The organism is Thioalkalivibrio sp. XN8, assembly GCF_011058255.1.
Taxonomy (GTDB): Bacteria; Pseudomonadota; Gammaproteobacteria; order Steroidobacterales; family XN24; genus XN24.
The window spans coordinates 1-25,396 of sequence record NZ_JAALFH010000033.1 but is presented as its reverse complement, the minus strand read 5'-3'; the positions used below and the strand labels follow the sequence as shown (position 1 = coordinate 25,396).

Sequence of the window (25,396 nt, the reverse complement as noted above, 5' to 3'; positions counted from 1 at the left end):
AGCGCTGCGCGGGTCCGGCAGCCGCGCTTGGCACCGAGCCGAGCCGGCGAGTGCCGGCGCCGGGCACCGAGTCCTGGTGCGCTATCAGCGCTGGTCCCTGTGACGTCGCAGCGGGGTCGGGTCCTGTAGGGTCCCCTGAGCGGCATCAGATTTCCAAGCGAAGGGGACCCTACAGGGGCTGGCCCCGCGGCCAGGTCTCCGAGGGAATGGCGCGGCCTCGCGGTCAGGTCTTACAGGGGCCGGCCGCGCGGCCAGGTCTTCCAGGAGCCCGGTGCGGACCCGTGGTCAGGCGGCGAAGCGCTGGCGCAGCCAGTTCCGGATGTCCTCGACCTCCTCCGGGCATACCGCGTGCGGCATCACGTAGGTCTTGTACTCGACCTGGTAGCCGGACTGCGCCAGGAGCTCGGCGCTCTCCTGGCCGAGGAAGGACGGCACCACCGGATCCATCGAGCCGTGGGCCATGAACAGCGGTGTGCTGCGGTTCGCGGCGTGGAACTCGCCGGCGGCCGACTTGAGCGGCAGGTAGGTGGACAGGCCGATGATGCCGGCGAGTTGCTGCGGGTAGCGCAACCCGGCATGCAGGGCGATGGCGCCGCCCTGGGAAAACCCTGCCAGCACGACCCGCTCGGGCGGAATGCCGCGCTCGCCTTCGCGCGCGATCAGCGCGCCGACCGCCTCGGCGCTCTCGCGGATACCGCTGGCGTCCTCGCGCGCGCCGCGCTCGATGGCGTAGATGTCGTACCAGGCCCGCATCTCCATGCCGCCGTTGATGGTGACGGGGCGGACCGGGGCATGCGGGAAGACATAGCGGGTGGCGGGCCCGCCGGCGAGGCGCAGCGCCGGCACGATGGGGTCGAAGTCGTAGCCGTCGGCGCCGAGTCCGTGCAGCCAGATGACGCTGGTGGTGGGCTCAGGCCCGGTTTCGCGCTCGACGGTCTGCAGCTTGAGGCTCATGGCTGGCGGGGCTCCGTGACTGGTCCGGGCGGAAAGGCGGCAGTTTAACCCCGGCGGGGCCGGCGCGGGGCCGTTGGGGGTTGACATCGCATGCGCATTAATTTCTAATCATGCGCATATTTACCCGCCCGATCACTCATCCAGCCCATGCCTGCCGTCAACACCCAGCAACACGAGCGCCGGGAGCTCATCCTCGACCTCCTGCGCCAGCAGCGCGTCACCCGCCAGTCGGAACTGGTGGCCCTGCTGGCCGCGCGCGGCTTTCCGGCCACCCAGTCGAGCGTCAGCCGTGACCTGCGCGACCTGGGGGTGGCGAAAGTCGGCGAGCGCTACCTGGCGCCACAGAACATCGGCGGCCCGGCCACGGACTTCGGTGCGCTGGCGGGCTTCGTCACCGGCTGGTCGGCGGCCGGCCCGCATCTCACCGTGATCCGCACTTCCATCGGCGCGGCGCAAAGCGTCGCGGTGGCCGTCGACCGCGCGGGCTGGGGCGAGGTGGTGGGCACGATCTCCGGAGACGATACAATCTTCGTCGCCACCGCTTCCGCTCGCGGCCAGCAGGTCCTGCTCGCCCGTCTCACCCAGATCTTCCCAAGGTAAGCACAACATGACTGCCTCTCCCCCCGCGGGCGGAAGCCCGATCCTGCTGGCCTTCTCCGGGGGCCTCGACACTTCCTTCTGCGTCGCCTGGCTCAAGGAGACGCTGGGCCGCCCGGTGGTCACCGTGACCGTGGACACCGGCGGCGGGGTCGATACGGCGGCCCTGGAGCAGCGTGCCCTGGCGCTGGGCGCGGAACGCCACATCACCGTCGATGCCAAGCGCGCCTTCTTCGATTCGGTGCTGAAATTCCTGGTGTTCGGCAACACGCGCAAGGGCCAGCTCTATCCGCTGTGCGTGGGTGCGGAGCGCGGCCTGCAGGCGCGCATGGTGGCGGAGCAGGCGGCAACGCTGGGCAGCGACACGGTGGCCCATGGCAGCACCGCCGCCGGCAACGACCAGGTCCGCTTCGAGGTCGCGCTGCGCACGCTGCGGCCGGGCCTGGAGGTGCTGGCCCCGGTGCGCGACCACGACTGGCAGCGCGCGGCGCAGGTGGCCTGGCTCGAAGAGCGCGGCCTCCCCGTCCCGCCCGGCGGCGGCGCCTACTCCATCAACAGGGGGCTGTGGGGCACCACCATCGGCGGCAAGGAAACCCTTGACTCGCAGGAGTCCATCCCCGAGTCGGCCTGGGTGGTGACGGCCGGCGCCTTCGATGCGCCGCGCGAGCCGGCCCGCCATACCCTCATGTTCGAACGGGGCGTGCCGGTGGCGCTGGACGGGAAGCGCCTGGAGCCCGTGGACCTGATCGAGCAACTGGAGGCGCTGGCCGGCCCCTACGGTATCGGCCGCGGCATCCACCTGGGCGAGACCATCCTGGGTTCCAAGGGCCGCGTTGCCTTCGAAGCGCCCGCGGCCGAGACCCTCCTTTGCGCCCACCGCGAGCTGGAGAAGCTCACGCTGACCGGCACGCAGCTGAAAGTGAAGGAGCCGCTGGGCCTGGTTTACGGCGACCTGGTGCATGAGGGCCAGCATCTCGAGCCCGCGGCACGCGACATCGAGGCGCTGCTGTCCTCTTCGCAGGCGCGCGTCACCGGCGAGGTGAAGCTGCTGTTCCGTCCCGGCTCGCTGTTCGTCGAGGGCGTCAGCTCGCCGCATTCGCTGCTGGCGGCCACCAAGGGCAAGTACGGCGAGGCGGCCGGCGAATGGAGCGCGGCCGACGCGCTGGGCCTGGCGCGCATGAAAGCGCTGGCGGGCATGCTGCACACGCGGGCGGGGGGCTGAGCGATGCGCCCACTGGTCGTCGACAAGATCGCCTCGGTGGCGCAGAGCTGCCGGCTCGGCCGCGAGGTGCGCATCGCCAGCGAAATTCCCTGCGAAGAAGGCGTGGTCATCGCCGTCGAGGTGCTGTCCAACAAGTCCACCTACAACACCATCGAGCTGACTTCGGGACGCATGGCGCAGGTCAAGCGCGGCGATATCGTGGTGGGGGCGCTGGGGCACCGCCACGCGCTGTTCGGTTACTCGGGCCACATCCCGGAAAAACTCGCGCCGGGGGATACCATCAACCTGCTCAACCTGGGCGGGGTCATGGGCATCTGCGACTCCGTCAACCGCGACCGCGGCCAGCCCTTCGAGTGCCGCGTGCTCGGCACGGTGCTGCACTTCCCTTATCTCGGCGAGCGCATCGGCACCCCGGCGCGGGTCGGCAGCATCAAGCTGCCGGAGAACCCGGTCGTGGACATGCGCGGTATCCCGGTCGTGGCACTGGCCGGAACCTGCATGGACGCCGGCAAAACCGCCGCGGCGGCGGCCATCATCAGCCGTTTCTCGCATTACGGCTACCGCGTGGCGGCCTTCAAGGCGACCGGCGTGTCGCTGCGCCGTGACATCCTGGCGATGGAAGACGCCGGCGCCCGTGCCACTGCCATCTTCACCGACTTCGGCATCGTCACCACCGCCCCGGGCAACGGCCCGCGCCTCACCCGCACCATGCTCAACCGCATGGCCGAGACGCGGCCGGACGTGATCGTGTTCGAGCTCGGCGACGGCATCCTCGGCGCCTACGGCGTCGAGGCCATTCTCAAGGACCCCGAGGTGCGCCAGGCGGTATCCGCCGTGATTCTGTGCGCCAACGACCCGGTCGGCGCCTTCGGCGGTGTGCAGCTGCTGCGCGAGCGCTTCGACATCGAGCCGGCCATGGTCACCGGCCGGTCGACCGACAACGAGGTGGGCGTGAAGATCATCCGCGAGCAGATGGGCGTCGCCGCCTTCAATGCGCTGACCCAGGAAGCCGAGCTCGGCGAGCACCTGCGCGGCGTGCTGTTCGGTCCGGAGGCCGGGGCATGAGCAAGCGCCATCCCGTCGCCGTGCTCGGCGGCACCGGCTACGTGGCGGGCGAGTTCCTGCGGCTCCTGGCGGGCCATCCCGGGCTCGAGCTGGTCGCGGCCTCCTCCGAGAGCCGGGCCGGCGCCCCGATCGCGGCGACCTTCCCCAACCTCGCGGGCGCCTTCCCGGCCGCGACGTTCTGCGACGAGGCGGCGCTCGAGCAGGCGGTCGGTGACGGCCGGGTGCGCGCCCTGTTCTGCGCCGCGCCCCACGGCGCGGCGGCCGGACGGATCGATACGCTGCTCCGGGTTGCCGCCGCGGCGGGCGCCGAACTCAGCGTAGTGGACGCGTCGGCCGATTTCCGGTTCCGCGACCCGGCAGCTTACGCGCGCGTCTACGGCCATCCGCATGCCTGCCCGGAGCGGCTGGCGGAGTTCGCTGCCGCGGTGCCGGAGCATGTCGCCGGCCTGCCGGCGAAGCACATCGGCCACCCCGGCTGCTTCGTCACCTCGGTGCTGCTGGGGATCGTGCCGCTGCTGCGCGCCGGCCTGGCCGAGCCGGAGTTTTTCGTCTCGGCCGTGACCGGCAGCACCGGCGCCGGCCGCAAGCTGGGCGAGGGCACGCACCACCCGGTGCGGCACTCGAACATGTTCGCCTACCAGCCGCTGACTCATCGCCACCGGCCGGAGATCGAGCAACTCGCGGCCGAGGCCGCGGCGCCCTGCCAGGTGCATTTCGTGCCGCACTCGGGACCGTGGGCGCGCGGCATCCATGCCACGGTCCACGGCCGCCTGGCCGGGCCCGCGACCGCGGCCGCCCTGCGGGAGGCCCTCGCGGCAGCCTACGCCGGCTCGCCCTTTGTCGAAGTGATCGACACGCCGCCGCGCATCAAGGACGTGGCCGGCTCCAACCGCGCGCGGCTGTCGGTCGCGGCCGAAGGCGAGGCTTTCGTGGTGATGTCGGCCATCGACAACCTGGTCAAGGGCGCCGCCGGCGGCGCCATGCAGTGGCTCAACCGGCTGCTGGACCTGCCCGAGGACGCCGGCCTCCGCCTGCCTGGGCCGGCCTGGATATGAACGCCATGAGCACCACGCAAGCCGACGAGCTCGCCTGGACCCTGCCCGTTTACGCCCAGCTGGCGCTGGAACCGGTGGGTGGCGCAGGCGCCTGGCTGGAGCTGGCCGACGGCCGGCGCATTCTCGACCTGTACGGCGGCCATGCCGTCGCGGCGCTGGGCTACGGCCATCCGCGTCTCGTGGCGGCGCTGCAGGACCAGGTCAAGCGCCTGACCTTCCAGAGCAACCTGCTGCCGCTCGCGCTGCGCGCCCGCGCCAGCGAGGCCCTGGCCCGCTTCGCCCCGCCCGGACTGGACCGGGTGTTCCTGGTCAACAGCGGCGCCGAGGCCAACGAGAATGCGTTGAAGCTGGCCTTCCGCGCACCGGGGCGCAACCGTGTCGTCGCCGTGGAGGGCGCCTTCCACGGTCGCACCGCCGCCGCCGCCGCGGTCACCTGGGGCAGCGAGAAGTGGTACGGCTTCCCGCAGAAGCCCTTCGAGGTGAGCTTCGTCTCGCCGCGCGACGTCGGCGCGCTCCGGCACAAGGTCGGCGAGGACACCGCCGCCGTCATCCTCGAGCCGGTGCAGGGCGTTGCCGGCGCCGTCGACCTGCCGGCGGAGTTCCTGGCCGCGGCGCGGGAAGTGACCCGCGCGGCCGGGGCGCTGCTGATCTTCGACGAGGTCCAGTGCGGCATGGGCCGCACCGGCCGGCCCTTCGCGGCCGACTACTACGGGATCACGCCGGACATCCTCACCACGGCCAAGGGCCTGGCCGGCGGCTTCCCCGCCGGCGCCGTCATCACCACGGCGGAGATCGCCGCCGGCCTGAAGATCGGCGAGCTGGGCACGACCTTCGGCGGCGGCCCCATGGCCTGCGCCGCCATCGAGACGGTGATCGGCGTGATTCACGACGAGCAGCTGCTGGACAACATCCGCACCGTCTCGCAGCAGGTCCGCGAGACCTGCCGCGTCGGGCCGGTGCAGTCCATCCAGGGCGCCGGCTTCCTGCTCGGCCTGGTCTGCAGCCGGCCGGCGAAAGAGATCCAGGCCGAGCTGCTCGAACATGGCATCCTCGCCGGGACCAGCGCCGACCCGGCGGTGCTGCGCCTGCTGCCGCCCCTCACCCTCGAACCCGAACACGTCGCCATGCTGGCGGCGGCCCTAACGGAGATCGCGCCATGAAACGCTTTATCGACCTAGCCGAGCACAGCCCCGAGGAAGTCGCCGCGCTGCTCGAGCTCGCCGCCCGCCTCGAGCGCCATCCGGAGCCCACCGCACTGCGCGGCAAGGTGATGGGCATGCTGTTCTTCAACCCCTCCCTGCGCACCGTGGCCTCCTTCCAGGCCGCCATGACCCGCCTCGGCGGCGGCTCCTTCGTGATCACGCCGGGCCAGGGCACCTGGAAGCTGGAGACCCGCGACGGCATCGTCATGGACGGCGAGGCGGCCGAGCACATCCGCGAGGCGGTGCCGGTGCTGGCGAGCTACGCCGACGTGCTCGGCATCCGCGCTTTCGCCGGCGGCATCGACCTGCAGGCCGACATCGAGGAGCGCAAGTTCATGGAAATGGCGGGCTACTGCCCCGCCCCGCTGGTGAACATGGAGTCGGCGGTGAACCATCCCTGCCAGGCGCTGGCGGACTGGAAGACCATGGACGACATCGGCGTGCCGAAAGCCGGCGGCCGTTTCGTGCTCTCCTGGGCCAACCATCCCAACCCGCTGCCGCTGGCCGTGCCCTCGGCAGCAGTGCACATGGCGGCGATGCGCGGCATGGACGTGACGGTGCTGCGGCCGGAGGGCTACGAGCTGCCCGAGGCCATCATGGGGCGTGCCCGCGCCGCGGCCGCGGCCTCCGGCGGCTCGCTGCGCGAGACCGACGATCGCGCCGAGGCCATGGAGGGCGCCCACGTGGTCTATGCCAAGAGCTGGCAGTCCACGCGTTATTATGGGCGTCCCGCCGACGACCGCGCGCAGCGCGCCGCGCTGGAGCACTGGATGGTGGACGAATCCTGGTTTGCCAAGGCCAGGCAGGACGCCGTGTTCATGCACTGCCTGCCGGTGCGGCGCAACGTGGTGGTGGCGGACGAAATCCTCGACGGCCCGCGCAGCCGGGTGCTGCCGCAGGCGCGTAACAGGATGACGGTACAGATGGCGATCCTGCACCGGCTGCTGGCGGGCGGGACGGAGTGAACCCGATGATGCACACGCGCGGCGAGCGGTCTATCGCAGTCACGGCCCTGAAGGCGGCGGTCCCCTACATCCGCATGTTCAAGCGCAAGGTCTTCATCGTGAAGGCCGGCGGCGCCGTGTTCGGCGACGAGGAGAGCACCCGCGAGCTGATCGAGCAGATCGGTATCCTGCACGAGGTCGGCATCAAGGTGGTGCTGGTGCACGGCGGCGGGCCGCAGTCGACCGCGCTGGCCAACGCGCTCGACGTGCCGGCCCAGTTCGTCGAGGGCCGGCGGATCACGGACGAGGGCTCGCTGCGGGTGGCGACCATGGTGCTCAACGGCATCATCAACACGCGCGTGCTGGCCATCTGCCGGGACATCGACCTACCGGCGATCGGCATGAGCGGAGTCGACGCCGGCCTGATCCACGCTCACCGGCGCCCGCCCGTGAAGCTCGAGGGCGCCGCAGGCGGCACGGTGGACTACGGCTTCGTCGGCGACATCGACAGCGTCGACAGCGGGGTGCTGCAGCGCCAGCTCGATGCCGGCTTCCTGCCGATCATCAGCCCGTTGTCCGCCGACGAGGACGGCGTCCTGCTGAACATCAACGCGGACACCGTGGCCGCGGCCATTGCCGTGGCGCTGCAGGCGGAGAAGCTGATCCTGGTGACCGGCGCCCCCGGCATTCTCGACGACGTCAATGACCCGGGTTCGCTGCTGTCTTATCTTGATCTCGCCGACCTGGAGCGCATGCGCGCCGAGGGCCGGCTCGATGCGGGCATGAAGCCCAAGGCCGACGCCATCCGCTCGGCCGTGAAGGGCGGGGTGCCGCGGGTGCACGTGATCTCCTACCAGGTGCCTGACAGCCTCTTGCTGGAGGTGTTCACCAACGAGGGCACCGGCACGCTGGTGGTCGAGGACACCGGCACGCTGACGCCGGCCGAGCAGGCCGCAGCGGAGGACGAGGACTGATGAGCCGCATGTGGGACAAGGGCGATCCCCTGGACAACCAGGTGCTCGCCTACACCGCCGGGGAAGACCACGAACTGGACAACCGCCTGGTGCCTTACGACGTGCGCGCCACCATCGCGCATGTGCGCATGCTGAACGCGCGCGGGCTGCTGGCGGACGAGCATGCCGCCGCCATTGCCGAGGGCCTGGAGGAGATCGGCGCGGCGCACGCCCGCGGCGAGTGGCGCATCGGGCTGGAAGAGGAGGACGTGCACAACGCCCTCGAGCACCGGCTGTCGCTGCAGGCGCCGGAAGCGGCCGCCCGGATGCATCTCGGCCGCTCCCGCAACGACCAGGTGCTGGCCGCGCTGCGGCTGTACCTGAAGGAGACGGCCCGCGAGCTGCATGACGGTGCGCTGAAAGTGGCCGCCGAGCTCGACGCCCTGGCCGAGCGCGAGGCCGAGACGCCCCTGCCCGGCTATACCCACCTGCAGCCGGCGATGCCGAGCTCGGTGCGGCTGTGGGCGGAGGGCTTCGCGGCCGAGCTACGGGACGACGCCGTCGGACTGCTGGCCGCGGCGCGGCGCGCGGATCGCAACCCCCTTGGCTCCGCCGCCGGCTACGGCGCGCCGGGCCTGCCGCTCGACCGCGAGCATACCCGCGAGGCGCTGGGCTTCGAGTCGGTGCACGAGCCGGTGACGGCGGTGCAGCTGTCGCGCGGCAAGGCCGAGGCCCAGCTGGTGTTCGAGATCCACCTGCTGATGCAGGACCTCGGCCGGCTGGCCTCCGACCTGATCCTGTTCTGCAGCCAGGAATTCAGCTACGTCGCGCTGCCCAACTCGATGACCACCGGCTCGTCGATCATGCCGCAGAAACGCAACCCCGACGTGTTCGAGCTGGTGCGAGCGCGGGCGGCCACGACGCTGGGCTGCCTGAACGAGGCGCTGGCCGTGCCGGTCAAGCTGACCTCGGGCTACCACCGCGACCTGCAGCTGTTGAAAGCGCCCCTGTTCCGCGCCATCGACCTGGCCGAGGCGACGCTCGGCATCATGGCCCACGCCCTGCCGGAAGTGGACTTCATCGCGGAAAACATCCGCATGGAGCAGCAGCTCTACGCCACGCAGGACGCCTACCAGCTGGTGACCGACGAAGGGCTGTCCTTCCGCGAGGCCTACCGGCGCGTCGGCGAGAAACTGAAGCAGCTGGGGCACTGGCACGGGAAAAAGGACCGGGAATGAGCATCTGGCACCGGAAGCCGACGGTGGAGGCGCTCAACGCGATGTCGCGAGGCACGCTGATGGAGCAGGTCGACATCCGCTTCACCGAGGTCGGCGACGACTACCTGGCCGGCACCATGCCGGTGGACGGCCGTACCCACCAGCCCTTCGGCCTGCTGCACGGCGGCGCGACGGCCGCCCTGGCCGAGACGCTCGGCAGCTCGGCCGCCAACTGCTGCCTGGACATGTCCACGCACTATGCGGTGGGCCTGGAAATCAACACCAACCACCTGCGCTCCGTGCGCAGCGGGCTGGTGACAGGCACGGCGCGTCCCATTCATATCGGCCGCCGGACCCAGGTGTGGGAAATCCGCACGACAGACGAGTCCGGGCGGCTCACCGCCATTTCGCGGCTGACCATGGCGGTCATGCCGCGCGAGGAGGGCTGAGCATGGCACTGCGACCGACCGCTGCCCGCCCCTGGCTGCCGCTGGCCGTGCTGCTCTTGCTTGGCGGTTGCGGCATGTACGGCGACCTGTATCTCGAGGAGCCCGAGCCGGCGCCCCGGCCCGAAGTCGAGGAGCTCGAACCGATCGCCGGGGACGAGGCAGCGACAGAGCCGGCCGCGCCCGAGGAAGAGGACAACCCGGCGCAGCCGAAACAACCGCCGCCCGACGGCGGGCAGGCCGCGGGGCGCCGGTGAATCCCGCCTTCGCCTATCGCGAGGGCCGGCTGCACGCCGAGGACGTGCCGGTGGAGGATCTCGCCGCCCGCTTCGGCACGCCATGTTACGTCTATTCGCGCGGCGCCCTGGAGGCGCGCTACCTGGCATTCGTCGACGCCTTCGCGGGGCATCCGGTGCGCGTGTGCTACGCGGTCAAGGCCAACGGCAACCTGGCGGTGCTGGATGTGCTGGCGGGCCACGGCGCGGGCTTCGACATCGTCTCCGGCGGGGAGCTGGCGCGCGTGCTGGCCGCAGGCGGCGACCCGCAGCGGGTGGTGTTCTCCGGCGCCTGCAAGCTGGAGGACGAGATCCGCGCGGCGCTGGCGCAGGACATCGCCTGCTTCAACGTCGAGTCGGAGCCGGAGCTGTACCGGCTGTCGGAGCTGGCGGTCGAGGCCGGGCGCGAGGCCCGCATCGCCATCCGCGTGAACCCCGATGTCGAGGCCGGCGGCCATCGCCACATATCCACCGGCCGGCGCGAGCACAAGTTCGGGATCGCGCTGGAGGATGCCGGGTCCCTGGTGGTGCGGGCTATGACCCTGCCGGGCCTGAAACTGGAAGGCGTCGCCTGCCACATCGGCTCGCAGATGATGGCGCTGGAGCCGCTGGCGGCCGCGCTCGCCCAGGTGGCCGATTTCGCCCGCGCGGTGCAGGCCGACGGCGTGGCCCTGCGCCACGTCGACGCCGGCGGCGGGCTGGGCATCGATCATCACGGCCAGGTCGCGCCGACGCCGGCGCAGTACGCCGAGGTGGTGCTGGGCGCGCTGGCGGGACTCGGCCTGGACATCGTGCTCGAGCCGGGCCGCGCCATCGCCGGGCCGGCGGGGCTGCTGCTGACCCGGGTCGCTTACGTGAAGCAGGGCCACGGACGCAAGTTCGCCCTGGTCGACGCGGCCATGAACGACCTGCTGCGGCCGGCGCTGTACGAAGCCTGGCACGACATCCTGCCGGCGCGGGCCGGCGCGGCGCCCGACGCCGAGCCGATCGACGTGGTCGGTCCCGTGTGCGAGACCGGCGATTTTCTCGGGCGCGACCGCGAGCTCGCGGTGGTGCCCGGCGACCTGCTGGCGGTCGCCGACGGCGGCGCCTACGGTTTCGTCATGAGCTCGAACTACAACGCCCGCCCGCGCGCCTGCGAGGTGATGGTGGCGGGGGCCGAGGCGAGGGTGGTGCGCCGGCGCGAGACCACCGAGGAGCTGTGGCGCGGCGAGGCGCGCTTCAAGGAGGCGCTGCCGTGAGCAAGCCGCAGCTGGTGCTGGTCGATGGCTCGTCGTACCTCTACCGCGCCTTCCACGCCCTGCCGCCGCTGACCAACAGCCGCGACGAGCCCGTCGGCGCGGTGCTCGGGGTGGTGAACATGCTGCTGAAGCTGCGCGACGAGCAGCAGGCGGAACACTTCGCGGTAGTGTTCGACGCCAAGGGCAAGACCTTCCGCGACGAGCTGTTCGCCGAGTACAAGGCCAACCGGCCGCCGATGCCGGACGAGCTCTCGGCCCAGGTCGGGCCGCTGCTCGAGATCGTGCAGGCCCTGGGCCTGCCGATCCTGCAAGTCCCCGGGGTCGAGGCCGACGACGTCATCGGCACGCTGGCGCGCCAGGCGCACGAGGCGGGCATGGCGACGCTGGTCTCGACCGGCGACAAGGACATGGCGCAGCTGGTCAACGGCGACGTCACGCTGGTGAACACCATGACCGGCAAAGTACTGGACCGCGCCGGCGTGGAGGAGAAGTTCGGCGTGCCGCCGGAGCGCATCATCGACTGGCTGGCGCTGGTCGGCGACAGCTCGGACAACATCCCCGGGGTGCCGAAGTGCGGCCCCAAGACCGCAACCAAGTGGCTGCAGGAGTTCGGCAACCTCGACACGCTCAAGGCGCGCGCGGACGAGGTGGGCGGCAAGATCGGCGAGAGCCTGCGCGCCCACCTGGACCAGCTCGAGCTCTCCCGCGAGCTCGCCACCATCCGCTGCGACGTCGAGCTGGAGCAGGGCCCGGCCGACCTGGCGCCGGCGCCGCCCGACGTCCAGCGCCTGCGCGAGCTGTACACGCGGCTGGAATTCAACACCCTGCTGCGCAAGCTGCCGGACGAGGACGGCAACCCGGCCGGGGCCGCCACGGCCGACAGCCCGCCGGCCCCCCCCGCCGAGTACGAGACCGTCTTCACCGCGGCGCAGCTGGACGACTGGCTGGCGCAACTCGGCGCAGCCGACGAGTTCGCCTTCGACACCGAGACCGACAGCCTGGACTACATGAAGGCGCGCATCGTCGGCGTGTCCTTCGCGGTCGAACCCGGGCGCGCCGCCTACGTGCCGCTGGCACACCACGACCCGGACGCGCCGCAGCAGCTGGGGCTCGAGGACACGCTGGCCAAGCTCAAGCCGCTGCTGGAGGACCCGGCGCGCGGCAAGATCGGCCATCACCTCAAGTACGACTGGCACGTGCTGGCCAACCACGGCATCGCGCTGGCCGGCGTGCGCTACGACACCATGCTCGAGTCCTACGTGCTGGACTCGACCGCCACGCGCCACGACATGGACTCGGTGGCGCTGAAATACCTCGGCCACCAGACCATCCGCTACGAGGACGTGGCCGGCAAGGGCGCGAAGCAGATCACCTTCGACCAGGTGCCGGTGGCGACGGCCGCGCCCTACGCCGCCGAGGACGCCGAGGTGACGCTGCGGCTGCACCGGGCGCTGTGGCCGCAGCTTAAGGACACCCCCGGCCTGCAGCAGGTCTACGAGGAAATCGAGCGCCCGCTGGTGCCGATTCTCTATGCCATGGAGCGCCACGGCGTGCTGCTCGACACCGCGCTGCTGCGCCGGCAGAGCCGCGAGCTCGAGCAGGGCATGGCGGCGGCCGAGGCGGCCGCTTTCGCGGCGGCCGGCGGCAAGTTCAACCTCGGCTCCAGCAAGCAGCTGCAGGAGATCCTGTTCGAGCGCCTCGGCCTGAAGCCCCTGCGCAAGACGCCCGGCGGCCAGCCCTCCACCGCCGAGGACGTGCTGGAGGAACTCAGCGCCGAGCACGAGTTGCCGGGGCGGATCCTGGAGTACCGCGGCCTGGCGAAGCTGAAGTCCACCTACACCGACAAGCTGCCGGAGCTGTGCGACGCGGCCAGCCGCGTGCACACCTCCTATCACCAGGCGGTGGCGGCGACCGGACGCTTGTCCTCCTCCGACCCGAACCTGCAGAACATCCCGGTGCGCACGGCCGAGGGCCGGCGCATCCGCCAGGCCTTCGTCGCGCCCGAGGGCTACCGGCTGGTGGCGGCCGACTACTCGCAGATCGAGCTGCGGATCATGGCGCACCTGTCCGGGGACGAGGGGTTGCAGGCCGCGTTCCGCGAGGACCAGGACATCCACCGCGCCACGGCCGCGGAGGTGTTCGAGACGCCGCTCGAGCAGGTCACGGCCGAGCAGCGCCGCTCGGCGAAGGCCATCAACTTCGGCCTGATCTACGGCATGTCCGCCTTCGGCCTGGCCCGCCAGCTCGGCATCGAGCGGGCGGCGGCGCAGGAGTACGTGGAGCTGTATTTCGAGCGCTACCCGGGCGTGAAGCGCTACATGGACGAGACCCGCGAGAAAGCGCGCACCGACGGCTACGTCACCACCGTGCTGGGGCGCCGGCTGCACCTGCCGGAGATCCGCTCGCGCAACAGCCAGCGGCGCCAGTACGCCGAGCGCAGCGCCATCAATGCGCCGATGCAGGGCACGGCCGCCGACATCATCAAGCTGGCGATGATCCGGGTGGCCGACTGGCTGGCGGTCGGCAAGGTCGACGCGCGCCTGATCATGCAGGTGCACGACGAGCTGGTGTTCGAGGTGGCGGAGGCCGACGTCGAGGCGCTGATCGAGGCGCTCGATCACCTGATGGGCGAGGCGATCGAGCTTTCGGTGCCGCTGAAGGTCGATGCCGCCGCCGGCCTGAACTGGGACGAAGCCCACTGATGGGGCCTGTCCCCAGGACCGGTCCCAGGGACCGGTCCTGGGGACAGGCCCCGCCTAGCGCAGCACGCTCAGGTAGTGGGGGTCTGCCGGGACGCCCGGGAGCCGGCTGAGCAGGTAGCGGTGGGCGCCGTTGCTGCTGTGGAAGACGAACAGTATTTCCTGCGCGTAGGACCGCCCTCCCACCGAGAGCGGCGGAATCCAGTACTGCTCGATGCGGTTGAGGAAGCCGTCCTCATAGATCCCGAGCCGCCGGTGGCACGGGGGCGCCCACACCGAGAATTCGCAGTCCGGCCGAACTTCCACGTCGACCACCATGATCTCGCCGAGTTCGCCGGAGTGGCTGAGGGCTTCGAAACGGCCCCATCCCTCGAAGGAATCGTTGAACACGCCGGCGAAGGTCATGTCCCGCGCGGGGTCCGACGAGGCTCGGAACACGACTCGGCACGGCGTATACAGCACCTGGCCGTCCTCTGAGGGCCACACGTCCTCGCAAATGGGGTAGTCGCCGTGGTAAGGCGAGTCGTCGACGAGCTCCGCCGTGCCGGATCGTACGTCCCATTTTTCGAGGTCATTGGGATATGAGTGCGTGGCGACGTAAATGAAGTCTCCCGACGGGTGGAGGCGAGCTCGTCCTGGCGTTACGGAACTGGAGCCCAGCTGCTCGGTACCGTTGGCGATGTCGATCGAGACGAAGCTCCTCGGGTAACTCACCGGAATCAGTTCCACCGGAATCACATGCGCGCGGCCGCGGCCGTCGAGCACCAGGTCGAAAACCTGGGCCGACAGCGCCAGTTCCACTGGCGGCGGCGGCAGGGCGTCCCCGAGTGTCTCGAGCTCGACGTGACTGACCAGGCCGTCATGCCCGACCGCCGCCGTGCGCCCGTCGGGGGCGACCGAAACGGCGACCGGAGTGCGGCTCAACGGCACGGAGTGAGTGACGCCGGTGGCCGGGTAAAGCACATGCAGCGCGTTCTCGGGCTGCATGGACACCATGACGATCGCCTCCAGCGCGGCGCTGTATTCCGCATCCACGACATCGTGGCCGAGTTCGACCCGGTCGAGCACCGGCAGGACCCCCAGTGTCGGGTCGGGGTCCGGATCCGGCTCCGGCGGCGCGGCGGCCCGGACAATGTAGCTGGTGTTGAGGTACCGCGGCATGTTGTAAAGCGGGCGGCTGCAGGCTGCGTCGTGACACAACCTGATCCCCACGAGGCCCTTGTGCTCCCAGGGATCCAGGTCCGCCGGGTCGGTGAAGCGAATTTCCACCGTGGCATAGCTCGCGTTCCACGCGATGAACTCCATTTCAGCCACGCCTTCGCCGCTGAAGGACAACTCGGCGAACACCTGGTCGGCAGGCACTCCGTCGAACAAGACCTGGGCCGAGTAGCTCGGCGGAGGCTCGCCCTGGATCGCGGTGAGCATGATCTGGGACGAGACAAAGTAGGCGGTGGCGGGCTCGTCGCCGCCGGACCCGGAACCGCCGCCGCAGGCGCCGAGCGACAGCGCGACGCTGGCGAGAATGATCCTGGTTTTCCTGGGCATAACAGCCGGCTTCCTGGCCGTGGCGACTCGCCACATGTGGTTCCATCCGGCCACAAACGCCGGCCTGGACCGGGATCATCACCGGGCCAATCCACCGGCGTATATAGGTTTTTTTACCGATTCCGGCGGCCCGGCAAGCCGGGCCGGAACTTTTGCCGCACCGCGGGAGTCAGTATCCGTGAGCGCCAACGTGACGCTCGCCCGCCACCCTCCCTGGGCGGGCCAGCAGTCCGGTTCCCCCAAACCGGACCAAGTATTGCCCCGGGGCGCTTTTGCCCCCCGGGGCTTTTTTTATCCGCCGCCCGGCCCCGGCGCGGGCGCCACGCCGAGATAGCCGTCGAGCACCTCGCGCGCCGCTTCGACCCCGGTACCCTTCAGCGCGGAGAACAGCTGCGCCGTCGCGAGGCCGCCAACCTCCTTCCGCACCCCGAGCAGCGCCGCTGCGGCGGCCCCGCGGGAGAGCTTGTCGGCCTTGGTCAGCAGCAGATGCACCGGGCAGCCGGCCGTCTCGGCCCAGCCGAGCATGGCGCGGTCGAACTCGGTCAGCGGCCGGCGCGCGTCCATGACGATGAACAGGCCGGCCAGCGAGCGGCGGTGATGGAAGTAGTCATCCATCAGCTTCCCCCAGTGGCGCCGCACGGCCTCCGGCACTTTCGCGTAGCCGTAGCCCGGCAGGTCCGTGACCCGCAGGTCGGGGCCCAGGCCGAAAAAATTCACCAGCTGGGTGCGGCCGGGCGTCTTGCTGGTCCGGGCCAGGCCGCGCCGGCCGAGGATGGCGTTGATGGCGCTGGACTTGCCGGCATTGGAGCGGCCCGCGAAGGCGACCTCCCGGCCCTCGTCCGGCAGGAACTGGGAGCGCTTGTTGGCGCTGGTGAGGAACTCCGCGTCGGGATAGGCGCTCATGGCAGTGGACTGTCACTCCGGGAGGTAGTGTAGAATTTCGGGTTCTACCCGCCGGACGATGCGCTGGCAAGTCGGCAGGACAATCACCGGAGATATAGAGCCATGAGGATGCTTCTCGCCGTTGCCGCGATGGCCGCGGCCCTGGGGATGAACGACACTGTGCTGGCCGAGGGTTCCGTCGAAGCGGGCCAACAGAAAGCGGCTGTCTGCCTGGCCTGCCACGGGCCCGAAGGTAACAGCATGAACCCCGAATGGCCCAGCCTGGCCGGTCAGCACGCCGAGTTCATCGTCGCCCAGCTCGAGGCTTTCCAGTCCGGCGAGCGGCAGAACCCGCTGATGTCCCCGATGGCGATCGGTCTGACCGAGCAGGACATGCTCGATCTCGGCGCCTACTACGAGGCCCAGCAGCCCGCCGCGCTGGAAGCCGACCCGGGGCTGGTGGACGCCGGCCGCCAGCTCTACCTCGGCGGCGACCAGGAGCGCGGCATCACCGCCTGCACCGCCTGCCACGGCCCGACCGGCCAGGGCAACCCGCTGGCCGGTTACCCGATGATCGCGGGCCAGCATGCCGCCTATTCGGCCCTCGCCCTGCGCGCCTACGCCTCCGGCGAGCGCGCCAACGCCATGATGCAGGACATCGCCTCCAGGATGTCCGAGGAAGACATCGAGGCCGTGACCTCCTACATCCAGGGCCTGCGCTGAGACGGAACTCCTGGCCGGCCCGGCTGCCTTAACAAGACCAAGCATTCCCGAGGAGACCGGACATGATCCGCACCGCCCTTGCCCTGCTCACCCTGGCCCTGTTCGCGGCCGCCCTCCCGGCCCAGGCCCAGGACTCCGCCCCCCGGTTCGTGGAGGGCCAGCATTACCGGGTGCTGAAGCCGGCGCAGCCCACCAACGTGCCGCCAGGCAAGGTCGAGGTCGTGGACATGTTCTGGTACGGCTGCGGCGGCTGCTACATGCTGTCGCCGTACCTGGAGGCCTGGGCGAAGAACAAGCCCGAGGCGGCCGAGTACGTGCGCATGCCCGCGCCGCTGAATCCCGCCTGGCAGCCCCATGCGCGCCTGTATTTCGCCACCAAGGCGCTCGGGATCGAGGAGCAGACGCACGCTGCCATCTTCAACGAGTACCACGTCGAGCGTAACCCGCTGAACACCATCGACTCGATGGTCGCGTTCCTGGGTCGCTACGACGTGCCCGAGGACCAGGCCCGGGAAGCGCTGACCAGCTTCAGCGTGGACGCCGAGGTGCGCGCCGCCCAGGTCCGCGCCGGGCGCTACCGGCTCACCTTCGTGCCGGCGGTCGTGATCAACGGCAAGTATGTGGTCAGCGCCGACCAGCCCGGCGGGCCGGCCACGGTCCCCGAGGTGATCAACTACCTCGTGGAGCGCGAAGCCGCGCGCTGACGAGGCACCGGCGCCCCGCGGCCCGTCCTAGAGCGACCGCAGGGCCGTGGTCACTTCCTGCCTGGCCGCGCGCCACGCGGGGAACAGCCCGCCGAGAAAGCCGATCACCAGCGACCAGGCGATGCCCTGGGCCAGCAGCTCGCCCGTGACCTTGAAGTCGAAGGCGACCTGGCTGAAGTTGGCGCCCAGCGTCGACACGGTGTAGCCGTTGAACAGCGCCCAGGCCAGGCCGCCGCCGATGGCGCCGCCGATCACGGCGAGCAGCAGGGCCTCGATCATCACGGAAGTGACGATGGCCGTGCCGCCGAAGCCGAGCGCCCGCAGCGTGGCGATCTCGCGCGCGCGGGTGGAAATGGCGGCGTACATGGTGTTGAGCGCGCCGAACAGGGCGCCGATCGCCATGATGTAGCCCACGGTGTAGCCCAGCACGTTGATGAGCGTGCTCATCTGCCGCGACTGGGCACTGAAATAGGCCCGCAGGGTCTGCGCCTCGACGTTCAGCCGCGGATCATCGGCCAGCGCGGCCTGGAAGGCCTCCATCGACTCGGCACTCTCGAGCTGCACGGTCACGGACTGGAAGCCGCCGCGACGGTACGCCGACATCACGGTTTCGGCATCGCCCCACAGCTCCGACTCGTGCGCGCCGCCGCCGGCCGAGAAAATCCCCACGATGGTCCAGTCGGCGTCGCGGAAAGCGACCCGCGCCCCCACCTCCAGGCCCTCGAACTGGCTGGCCGCGCCGCGCCCGACGATCAGCTCGCGCGGTCCGGGCTCGAAATTCCGGCCCTCGATGATCCGGACCTCCGGCCTGAGGCCGAAGGCCCCGGGCTGGACGCCGCGGATCGGCGCGTTCGCCAGCGTGCCGGTACCCGCCTTGGGCAGGTCGGCGATGACCAGGATCTCGGCCGAGGCCACGGGCTCGCCGTCGGCGCCACGGGCCACCCCGGGCGCCCGCTTGATCAGGTCGACCGTTTCACGGCTGAGGCCGCTGGTCAGCTCCGAGGTCGCGCCGCTGCGCAGCACGATGGCCTGGTCTTCCTTCCCGGCTGCGCCCAGCGTGGCGCTGAAACCTTCGCCCATGGCGAGGATCGCGGTGAGGACGCCGACCACGCCGGCGATGCCGACGACGATGACCAGCGAGGTGCTCCAGCGCTGGGGCACGCTTCGCAGGTTCATCAGCGACACGGCCCAGATCTGCCTGAGAGTGTTCATGTGCTCCGCCTCCCCCTACTGGTGGCCGCCAAGGGCGTCGACCACGCGCAGCCGCATGGCGCGCACCGCGGGCGGCAGCCCGATTGCCAGGCTCAGCGCGACCATCAGCAGCAGCCCGGTGGCCACGACCGACAGGCTGATGCCCTGGATGCCGAACCCCGCCAGCGCGGCGCTCAGCCCGCCCAGCGCGGCCGCCGCCAGCCCCAGGCCCAGCATGCCGCCGAGCACGATCAGCACCAGCGCCTCGCCGACGACCAGGCCGAGCACCGCCCGGTCGCTGAAGCCCAGCGTCTTGAGGATGGCGAGTTCCGGAATTCGCTCCCGTACCGCCTGGGCCATGGTGTTGCCGGTCAGCACCAGGATGGTGAAGAACACGGCGCCGAGGATGGCCGTGACGATCAGGCCGACGTCGCCGAACTGGCGCGCAAAACCCTGCGCGAAGGCCTTCTCGGTCTGGGTCTTGGTCTCGTTGCTGGAGTTGGCGAACAGCGCGTCGACGGCCTGGGAGACTTCCTCGGCGCGGTCGGGATCCTCCACCTGGAGGATGAACCAGCCGACTGTGCCGCGGGCAAACTGGCGCGCCTCGTCGAAATACTCCCACTGGAACAGCAGGGCGCCTTCGTCCTGCTCGGACTCCGGGCTGGTGTAGATGCCGGCAATCTCGAAGTTCCACTCGTTGCCGCCGCCGCGCTGGGGCCAGATGTCCGCCACCAGCGTGACGCGATCGCCCACCTGCCAGCCGTAGCGCTCTGCCAGCGACTGGCCGACGACAGCGCCGTCGCGCGTGCTGCGCCAGCGCTCGCGCGCCTCCTCGCTCAGCTCGATCTCGGGCGCGACGCGCAGGTAGCGCTCGGGATCGACCGGGAACACGGCGAACTGGGCCGGCCGGTCCTGGTAGGAACCGCCGAACCAGCTGGCGAAAGCAACCTCTTTCACCCCCGGCACCGACTCGATCTGCGGCAGGTAGCTGATCGGCAGCATCTCGATGATGGAGTAACGGGAGTTGGTGATGAGACGGTCCGCGCGGGCCTGGTCGGCGCCGGCCTGGAAGGCCTCGTTGACCGCCTGCAGCAGGCCGAACAGCAGGAACGCCACGATCACCGACAGCAGCGTCAGGATGGTCCGGAACTTCTTGCGGAACAGCCCGGACCAGACGAGGTGCAGGTACTTCATGCCGCCTCGTCCTCCGGCAGCAGCGTGCCCTTGTCGAGCCGCACCAGCCGGCGCGCATGCTCGGCGGCTTTGGGGTCGTGGGTGACCATCACGATGGTCTTGCCGTGCTCGCGATTGAGCATCTGCAACAGCTCGAGGATCTCGTCCGCAGTCTCGCGGTCCAGGTCGCCGGTCGGCTCGTCGCACACCAGCAGCGAGGGATCGGAGACGATGGCCCGGGCGATCGCGACCCGCTGTTCCTGGCCGCCGGACAGCTCGCGCGGCTTGTGGTTGGCGCGGTCCGCCAGCCCGACGAGCTGCAGCGCCACGGCGGCGTTTTTCCGGCGCTGTGCCGCCGACAGTTTCGTCAGCAGCAGCGGCAGCTCAACGTTGCGCTGTGCCGTGAGCACCGGCAGCAGGTTGTAGAACTGGAACACGAAGCCGACGTGGGCCGCGCGCCAGCGCGCCAGCGCCCCCGAACTCATGCGCTCCAGCGACTGGCCGTCGACCTTGATGGTGCCGCTGGTCGGCGAGTCGAGCCCGCCGATCAGGTTCAGGAGGGTGGTCTTGCCCGAGCCCGAAGGACCCATCAGGGCCACGAAGTCGCCCTGCTCGATGTCCAGGTCCACGGCATGCAGGGCTTCCACCTTCTGCTTGCCGCGCGTGTAGACCTTGCTCAGGCCGCGAATCTCGATCATTGCGCTCATGTTTGCACCTGCCTGCCTACTCGATCCTGACCCGGTCGCCGTCCGCCAGCCCCGCAGGCGGATCCAGCACCACGCGTTCGCCGCTGCGCAGTCCTGTCAGCACGGGCCGGGACCCGCCCTGCTCGGCGCCGAGTTCCACCGCGCGGCGCGCCACCTGCTCGCCCTGCAGCACGAAGACGTGCGCCGCCCCGTTCTCCTCCCGCACCGCCGCGGCGGGCACCAGCAGCCGCGGCGCGGGCGCGCCTTCCGGCTCTTCCGCGGGCGACAGGAACGCGACGCGCACGCCCATGTCCGGCACGATCCGCGGGTCCCGCTCCAGCAGGGCCACCCGGACCCGGACCGTCGCGCGGCTGCGATCCGCCGTCGGGATGATGGCGATCACCTCGGCGGGAATACGCCAGTCCGGGTAGGCGTTGAGGATGGCCTCCACGCGCTGGCCGGGATGCACCCGCTGGATGAAGGATTCGTTCACGTCCACCTGGACCTCCAGCGAGTCCATGTCGACGATGGTGCCGATGCCGGTGCGGGTGAAGCCGCCGCCCGCGGACACGGGGGAGATCATCTCGCCCGGCTGCGCCGCCTTGACCGTCACGATCCCGGCGAAAGGCGCGCGGATCACGGTGTTGTCGAGGCGTACCCGGGCCAGCTCGAGGGAGCGCTGCGACACCTCGACGCTCGTGCTCGCGCTGGCCAGCCGCGCCGCCAGGGCCTCGACCTCGGTAGCCGCCGCATCCACCGCCGCCTGGGAGGCCAGCCCGCGCACCACCAGCTCCTCCTGCCGGGCGAGTTCGCGCCGGGCCTGGGCCAGCTGGGCACGAATCTCCACCAGCTGCGAGCGGGCGGACTCGAGCTGGGCCTGGGCCAGCGCCACCTGGGCGCGCCACTCGGTGTCGTCGATGGTCGCCAGGACCTGGCCCTCCTCGACTTCCATCCCCTCCTCGATCAACACGGTCTCGACCTGGCCGGTGACCTGGGCGGACACGGTGGCGATGCGCCGCGCCGTCACGTAGCCGGTCGCATCCAGCACGGAGCGGGCCGCATTCCCGGCCGGCGCCTGGACCGTGCCGACCCGCACCGGCACCGCCTCGTCGGCGGCAACCACCCAGAAATAGCCGGCCACGGCAGCGAGCACCACGACCAGCCCGGCCGCGATCCACAGCGCCGGGCGCGCACCGCGGGGCGCCGGGGCCTCGCGCTCGATTTTCAACTGCTGCAACAGCTCGGCCTTGTCCATGGCGGCCGATTCTAGCAGGGGTAGCGCGGCGTCTTGATGACCGCGCGTCGCCCGTGGGCGGCGCCGGAGCCGTTCACAGCAGCGGCCCCAGCAGCCGCAGCACGCCTTCGGCCACGCGACCGCCCAGCGGCCGCCCCTCCCAGGCGCTGGGTTGCAGCAGCACCGAGTCGTGCAGGTAGCGCGCCTGCAGGTCGCGGACGCGGCCGACACAACCACGGTCGTAGATGAAAAGCGAGATCTCGAAATTCAGCCACAGGCTGCGCATGTCGATGTTCACCGAGCCGAGCACGGCGATGCGGCCGTCCACGGTAATCGCCTTGGTGTGCAGCAGGTCCGGCTCGTAGCGCGCGATCCGGACTCCCGCCGCCAGCAGCTCGGAGAAACAGGCCTCCCCGGCGAAGCGCGCCAGGATCGAGTCGAGCCGGTCCGGCACGTTCAGCGTCACTGTCACCCCGCGGCGGGCGGCCGAGATCAGGGCGGTCAGGATCGACTCGTCCGGCACGAAATAAGGCGTCGTCAGCACCAGCTCGTGTTCGGCCGAATACAGCAGCGACAGCAGCAGCTGGTGAATCGAGGCCCGGTTCAGGCCCGGGCCGGAGGGCACCACCTGCACGACCGTGTCGCCCTCCTCGTGCACGGCCTTCAGGTCGGCCGTCTCGAGGATCTCCATGCCCTCGTCGGTTTCCAGCTCCCAGTCCTCGAGGAAGGTGCCGTTCAGCACCTCCACCGCGGGGCCGCGCAGCCGCACCATGGCGTCCACCCAGCGCCCCACCCCGGCGTTGCTCTTGAAGTGCGCCGGGTCCACCAGGTTCATGCTCCCCGTGTAGCCGATCTCGCCGTCGATCACCACGATCTTGCGGTGGTTGCGCAGGTCCATGCGCACGAACAGCATGCGCAGCAGGCCCACCGGGAGCTGGCGGACGACCTGCACGCCCGCCGCCCGCAGCTTGCCGGCCGCACGGCTGCGCAGGAAGCGGCCGGCGCCGACATCGTCCACCAGCACCCGGCAGATCACGCCGCGCTCGGCGGCGCGCACCAGCGCGGCCTCGACCTCGGCGGCGCGCCCGGCGGACTCCCAGATATAGAACTCGAGGTGGCAGGTGCTGCGGGCCGCATCGATGTCCGCCACCAGCGCCTCGACGAAATCGTCCCAGCCTTCCAGCAGCTCGAGCGCATGCCCCTGCAGCGCGACGAAGCCGGTGATCGACTCGCCGTGGCTGGCCAGCGCCCGGGCGCGCGGGTGCAGCCGGCTCCAGTCGATCTCGGCGCGCGTCCTGAGGCGCCCCTGCCACCCGCGGTAGAGATCGTGGATTTCCGTCCAGCGCCGCGCGCGCTTGTTGCCCAGGCGGTTCTCGCCGATGAACAGGTACAGCGCGGGGCCGACCACCGGCAGCACGAACAGCACCACCAGCCACGCCAGGGTGCTGCCGACCGGCAGCTTGCGCGCCAGGATCCGCACCGCTAGGCCGGCCACCAGCAGCATGTGGCCGCCGAGCAGCAGGGCGGACAGCAGGCCGCCTTCGACGTCTGGCATGCATCCTCCCGGGCCTCACGCGTGCCGGCAGTATAAGTCAGGCTCGCCGCCGGCCCGGAACCCGCCAACGGCGATCGGGTCGTACAATGCCGTGCCGCTCCACGGGAAAAGCCAGGACGATGCGACTGCCCGGACCGCTGCTGACCCTGCTCTTCGCCCTCGCCCCGGTGCCCGCGGCGGCGGACACGCCGCTGCGGACGGATCACCTGGACTCGCGCCTGGTGGCGGCCGAGACCGCCGTGGTGCCCGGCAGCACCCTGCGGCTCGGGCTGTGGCTGCGGCACGATCCCGAATGGCACACCTACTGGCGCAACCCCGGCGACTCCGGGCTGCCGACGCGCATCATGCTGGAGCTGCCGCCGGGTTTCGCTGCCGGCGAGATCCAGTGGCCCGTCCCCGAGCGGCTGCCGGTCCCGCCGCTGGTGAACTTCGGCTACAGCGATACGCTGGTGCTGCCGCTGGACGTCACGGTACCGGCGGGTTTCGCCGGCTCCGAGCTGGTGATCGAGGCCCGCGCCGACTGGCTGATCTGCCGGGTCGAGTGCCTGCCCGGCGAGGGCCGCTATACGCTGCGCCTGCCGGTGGCAGCGAGCGCGGCCACGGACCCGCGCTGGGCCGACGTTTTCGCCGCGGCCGAGCGCCGCCAGCCCGTCCCGGCCCCCGCGGCCGCCAGCGTCAGCTACACCGCCGAGACCGTCGAGCTGCGGCTCCCGCGGGGACTGTCCCCAGGACCGGGACCCGGATGGACCTACTTCCCGGTGACGGCGCAGGTCACCTCGAACGCGGTGGCGCCGCGCTGGCTCGACACGGCCGGCGGGACCGCGCTGGTCCTGCCGAAGAGCGACTATTTCGTCAGCCCCCCGGAGCGCTTCGAGTTCCTGCTGGCGCAGGGTGACACCGGCCTGCTGTTCACCGCGCTGCCGGGCGAGCCGGACGCCGCCGCGGCCGGCGCTACCGGCCCCGGTCCGGCCGGCGGCGCCCCGGGCCTGCTGGCCGCGCTCGGGCTCGCCCTGCTCGGCGGTCTGCTCCTGAACCTCATGCCCTGCGTGTTCCCCGTGCTCTTCCTGAAGGCGGCGGGCGCCATGGAAGCCGGCGGCGACCGCGCCCTGCTGCGCCGCCACGGGCTGCTCTACACCGCCGGCGTGGTTGCCAGCTTCGTCGTGGTCGCCGGGGTGCTGCTGGCGCTGCGGGCCTCCGGCGAGGCGCTCGGCTGGGGCTTCCAGCTGCAGGCCCCGCCATTCGTCGCGGCGCTGGTGCTGCTGTTTTTCGTCATGGCGATGAATTTCGCCGGCCTGTTCGAGTTCAGCGGCCGCCTCGCCGGCGCCGGCCAGCGGCTGGCGCAGGGCCGCGGCGATCGCGCCGCCTTCTTCACCGGCATGCTCGCCTGCCTGGTCGCGAGCCCCTGTACCGCGCCGTTCATGGGCGTGGCCTTGGGCGTGGCGCTGACCCTGCCGGTCCCGGGCGCGCTGGCGATCTTCGCCGCCCTGGGCCTGGGCCTGGCGCTGCCGATCCTGTTACTGGGCTGGGTGCCCGGGCTGGCGCGGCGGCTGCCGCGGCCCGGTCCCTGGATGGACACCTTCCGCCGGCTGCTGGCTTTCCCGCTGCTGCTGACCGTGGTTTGGCTGCTGTGGGTCTACGGCGAGCAGACCGGCGTGCTGGCCATGAGCTGGCTGCTGGCCGCGCTGGTCGGCGTGGCTTTCGGCCTGTGGCTGCTGCGTTTCGGCGGCGCCTGGCGGGTGCCCGCCCGGGGCGTGCTCGCCGCCTGCCTGGTCCTGCCGCTGCTGCAGGCACCGGCGCCGGGCACGCCCGGCCCGGCCACGGCGGAGGCCGGCG

General features: G+C 70.9%; 23 protein-coding genes. 15 read left to right on the top strand and 8 right to left on the bottom strand.

From position 1 onward, the window contains the following. Positions 1–285 precede the first annotated feature (285 nt). The gene (locus tag G6N75_RS03485) at positions 286–954 is read right to left on the bottom strand and encodes an alpha/beta fold hydrolase (protein WP_165346680.1); all 669 of its coding nucleotides are present in this window, start codon (positions 952–954) and stop codon (positions 286–288) included. A 147-nt stretch (positions 955–1,101) separates the two neighbouring features. Between G6N75_RS03485 and G6N75_RS03480 the strand changes: the two genes are divergently transcribed. Genes G6N75_RS03480 through polA form a run of 12 tightly spaced genes read left to right on the top strand, consistent with a single transcriptional unit; the run spans position 1,102 to position 13,873 of the window. Next, the gene (locus G6N75_RS03480; protein ID WP_165346679.1) at positions 1,102–1,554 is read left to right on the top strand and encodes an arginine repressor; all 453 of its coding nucleotides are present in this window, start codon (positions 1,102–1,104) and stop codon (positions 1,552–1,554) included. Between the two features lie 7 nt (positions 1,555–1,561). After that, positions 1,562–2,773 carry an argininosuccinate synthase gene (gene argG, locus G6N75_RS03475; protein WP_165346678.1) on the top strand — a complete coding sequence of 404 codons (1,212 nt, stop codon included), beginning with the start codon at positions 1,562–1,564 and terminating at the stop codon, positions 2,771–2,773. Between the two features lie 3 nt (positions 2,774–2,776). Beyond that, on the top strand, positions 2,777–3,838 hold the full coding sequence (locus G6N75_RS03470) for a molybdopterin-guanine dinucleotide biosynthesis protein B (protein WP_165346677.1): 1,062 nt from the start codon (positions 2,777–2,779) through the stop codon (positions 3,836–3,838). Next, positions 3,835–4,893 carry an N-acetyl-gamma-glutamyl-phosphate reductase gene (argC, locus tag G6N75_RS03465; RefSeq protein WP_165346676.1) on the top strand — a complete coding sequence of 353 codons (1,059 nt, stop codon included), beginning with the start codon at positions 3,835–3,837 and terminating at the stop codon, positions 4,891–4,893. Before G6N75_RS03470 ends, argC begins: the two co-directional genes overlap by 4 nt. A gap of 5 nt (positions 4,894–4,898) precedes the next feature. After that, complete coding sequence (locus G6N75_RS03460) at positions 4,899–6,053, top strand: aminotransferase class III-fold pyridoxal phosphate-dependent enzyme (protein WP_165346675.1); 1,155 nt, start codon at positions 4,899–4,901, stop codon at positions 6,051–6,053. Next, the gene (locus G6N75_RS03455) at positions 6,050–7,060 is read left to right on the top strand and encodes an N-acetylornithine carbamoyltransferase (RefSeq protein WP_165346674.1); all 1,011 of its coding nucleotides are present in this window, start codon (positions 6,050–6,052) and stop codon (positions 7,058–7,060) included. Before G6N75_RS03460 ends, G6N75_RS03455 begins: the two co-directional genes overlap by 4 nt. 5 nt (positions 7,061–7,065) lie before the next feature. Beyond that, positions 7,066–8,013: an acetylglutamate kinase gene (gene argB / locus G6N75_RS03450; RefSeq protein WP_165346673.1), complete on the top strand. Its 948-nt coding sequence runs from the start codon at positions 7,066–7,068 to the stop codon at positions 8,011–8,013. Next, positions 8,013–9,230, top strand: a complete 1,218-nt coding sequence (gene argH / locus G6N75_RS03445; RefSeq protein WP_165346672.1) for an argininosuccinate lyase — start codon at positions 8,013–8,015, stop codon at positions 9,228–9,230. Before argB ends, argH begins: the two co-directional genes overlap by 1 nt. Next, on the top strand, positions 9,227–9,658 hold the full coding sequence (locus G6N75_RS03440; RefSeq protein WP_165346671.1) for a hotdog fold thioesterase: 432 nt from the start codon (positions 9,227–9,229) through the stop codon (positions 9,656–9,658). The genes argH and G6N75_RS03440 overlap by 4 nt, the downstream gene beginning before the upstream one ends. A gap of 2 nt (positions 9,659–9,660) precedes the next feature. Then, a complete protein-coding gene (locus G6N75_RS03435) occupies positions 9,661–9,912 on the top strand; it encodes a hypothetical protein (RefSeq protein WP_165346670.1) in 252 nt (83 codons plus the stop codon). Then, positions 9,909–11,171: a diaminopimelate decarboxylase gene (lysA, locus tag G6N75_RS03430; RefSeq protein WP_165346669.1), complete on the top strand. Its 1,263-nt coding sequence runs from the start codon at positions 9,909–9,911 to the stop codon at positions 11,169–11,171. Before G6N75_RS03435 ends, lysA begins: the two co-directional genes overlap by 4 nt. After that, positions 11,168–13,873, top strand: a complete 2,706-nt coding sequence (gene polA, locus G6N75_RS03425; RefSeq protein WP_165346668.1) for a DNA polymerase I — start codon at positions 11,168–11,170, stop codon at positions 13,871–13,873. The genes lysA and polA overlap by 4 nt, the downstream gene beginning before the upstream one ends. A 54-nt stretch (positions 13,874–13,927) precedes the next feature. Here the strand turns inward: polA and G6N75_RS03420 are convergent, their stop codons facing one another. Then, a complete protein-coding gene (locus G6N75_RS03420) occupies positions 13,928–15,415 on the bottom strand; it encodes a hypothetical protein (RefSeq protein WP_165346667.1) in 1,488 nt (495 codons plus the stop codon). 291 nt (positions 15,416–15,706) lie between these two features. After that, positions 15,707–16,318, bottom strand: a complete 612-nt coding sequence (gene yihA, locus G6N75_RS03415) for a ribosome biogenesis GTP-binding protein YihA/YsxC (RefSeq protein WP_165346666.1) — start codon at positions 16,316–16,318, stop codon at positions 15,707–15,709. Positions 16,319–16,420: 102 nt separating this feature from the next. Here yihA and G6N75_RS03410 point away from each other — a divergent pair, with 102 nt between their 5' ends. Beyond that, a complete protein-coding gene (locus G6N75_RS03410) occupies positions 16,421–17,020 on the top strand; it encodes a c-type cytochrome (RefSeq protein ID WP_165346665.1) in 600 nt (199 codons plus the stop codon). Positions 17,021–17,082: 62 nt separating this feature from the next. Next, the gene (locus G6N75_RS03405) at positions 17,083–17,724 is read left to right on the top strand and encodes a thiol:disulfide interchange protein DsbA/DsbL (RefSeq protein WP_165346664.1); all 642 of its coding nucleotides are present in this window, start codon (positions 17,083–17,085) and stop codon (positions 17,722–17,724) included. 27 nt (positions 17,725–17,751) lie between these two features. Here G6N75_RS03405 and G6N75_RS03400 read toward each other — a convergent pair whose 3' ends face one another. The 5 genes from G6N75_RS03400 to cls form a co-directional block, all read right to left on the bottom strand. Continuing rightward, on the bottom strand, positions 17,752–18,936 hold the full coding sequence (locus G6N75_RS03400) for an ABC transporter permease (RefSeq protein ID WP_165346663.1): 1,185 nt from the start codon (positions 18,934–18,936) through the stop codon (positions 17,752–17,754). A gap of 15 nt (positions 18,937–18,951) precedes the next feature. After that, on the bottom strand, positions 18,952–20,109 hold the full coding sequence (locus G6N75_RS03395; protein WP_165346662.1) for an ABC transporter permease: 1,158 nt from the start codon (positions 20,107–20,109) through the stop codon (positions 18,952–18,954). Next, positions 20,106–20,795, bottom strand: coding sequence for an ABC transporter ATP-binding protein (locus G6N75_RS03390; protein ID WP_165346661.1), 690 nt, complete (start codon positions 20,793–20,795; stop codon positions 20,106–20,108). Before G6N75_RS03390 ends, G6N75_RS03395 begins: the two co-directional genes overlap by 4 nt. Before the next feature lie 16 nt (positions 20,796–20,811). Beyond that, a complete protein-coding gene (locus tag G6N75_RS03385) occupies positions 20,812–22,029 on the bottom strand; it encodes an efflux RND transporter periplasmic adaptor subunit (protein ID WP_165346660.1) in 1,218 nt (405 codons plus the stop codon). Positions 22,030–22,102: 73 nt separating this feature from the next. Next, positions 22,103–23,563: a cardiolipin synthase gene (cls, locus tag G6N75_RS03380; protein WP_165346659.1), complete on the bottom strand. Its 1,461-nt coding sequence runs from the start codon at positions 23,561–23,563 to the stop codon at positions 22,103–22,105. Between the two features lie 119 nt (positions 23,564–23,682). Here cls and G6N75_RS03375 point away from each other — a divergent pair. Next, the coding region (locus G6N75_RS03375) for a protein-disulfide reductase DsbD domain-containing protein (protein ID WP_165346658.1) at positions 23,683–25,396 on the top strand (1,714 nt) is incomplete at its 3' end.

Coding starts and splice junctions, on each gene's coding strand:
- G6N75_RS03485 (WP_165346680.1), bottom strand. CDS start 954: ATGAGCCTCAAGCTGCAGACCGTCGAGCGCGAAACCGGGCCTGAGCCC.
- G6N75_RS03480 (WP_165346679.1), top strand. CDS start 1,102: ATGCCTGCCGTCAACACCCAGCAACACGAGCGCCGGGAGCTCATCCTC.
- argG (WP_165346678.1), top strand. CDS start 1,562: ATGACTGCCTCTCCCCCCGCGGGCGGAAGCCCGATCCTGCTGGCCTTC.
- G6N75_RS03470 (WP_165346677.1), top strand. CDS start 2,777: ATGCGCCCACTGGTCGTCGACAAGATCGCCTCGGTGGCGCAGAGCTGC.
- argC (WP_165346676.1), top strand. CDS start 3,835: ATGAGCAAGCGCCATCCCGTCGCCGTGCTCGGCGGCACCGGCTACGTG.
- G6N75_RS03460 (WP_165346675.1), top strand. CDS start 4,899: ATGAGCACCACGCAAGCCGACGAGCTCGCCTGGACCCTGCCCGTTTAC.
- G6N75_RS03455 (WP_165346674.1), top strand. CDS start 6,050: ATGAAACGCTTTATCGACCTAGCCGAGCACAGCCCCGAGGAAGTCGCC.
- argB (WP_165346673.1), top strand. CDS start 7,066: ATGATGCACACGCGCGGCGAGCGGTCTATCGCAGTCACGGCCCTGAAG.
- argH (WP_165346672.1), top strand. CDS start 8,013: ATGAGCCGCATGTGGGACAAGGGCGATCCCCTGGACAACCAGGTGCTC.
- G6N75_RS03440 (WP_165346671.1), top strand. CDS start 9,227: ATGAGCATCTGGCACCGGAAGCCGACGGTGGAGGCGCTCAACGCGATG.
- G6N75_RS03435 (WP_165346670.1), top strand. CDS start 9,661: ATGGCACTGCGACCGACCGCTGCCCGCCCCTGGCTGCCGCTGGCCGTG.
- G6N75_RS03420 (WP_165346667.1), bottom strand. CDS start 15,415: ATGCCCAGGAAAACCAGGATCATTCTCGCCAGCGTCGCGCTGTCGCTC.
- yihA (WP_165346666.1), bottom strand. CDS start 16,318: ATGAGCGCCTATCCCGACGCGGAGTTCCTCACCAGCGCCAACAAGCGC.
- G6N75_RS03410 (WP_165346665.1), top strand. CDS start 16,421: ATGAGGATGCTTCTCGCCGTTGCCGCGATGGCCGCGGCCCTGGGGATG.
- G6N75_RS03405 (WP_165346664.1), top strand. CDS start 17,083: ATGATCCGCACCGCCCTTGCCCTGCTCACCCTGGCCCTGTTCGCGGCC.
- G6N75_RS03400 (WP_165346663.1), bottom strand. CDS start 18,936: ATGAACACTCTCAGGCAGATCTGGGCCGTGTCGCTGATGAACCTGCGA.
- G6N75_RS03395 (WP_165346662.1), bottom strand. CDS start 20,109: ATGAAGTACCTGCACCTCGTCTGGTCCGGGCTGTTCCGCAAGAAGTTC.
- G6N75_RS03390 (WP_165346661.1), bottom strand. CDS start 20,795: ATGAGCGCAATGATCGAGATTCGCGGCCTGAGCAAGGTCTACACGCGC.
- G6N75_RS03385 (WP_165346660.1), bottom strand. CDS start 22,029: ATGGACAAGGCCGAGCTGTTGCAGCAGTTGAAAATCGAGCGCGAGGCC.
- cls (WP_165346659.1), bottom strand. CDS start 23,563: ATGCCAGACGTCGAAGGCGGCCTGCTGTCCGCCCTGCTGCTCGGCGGC.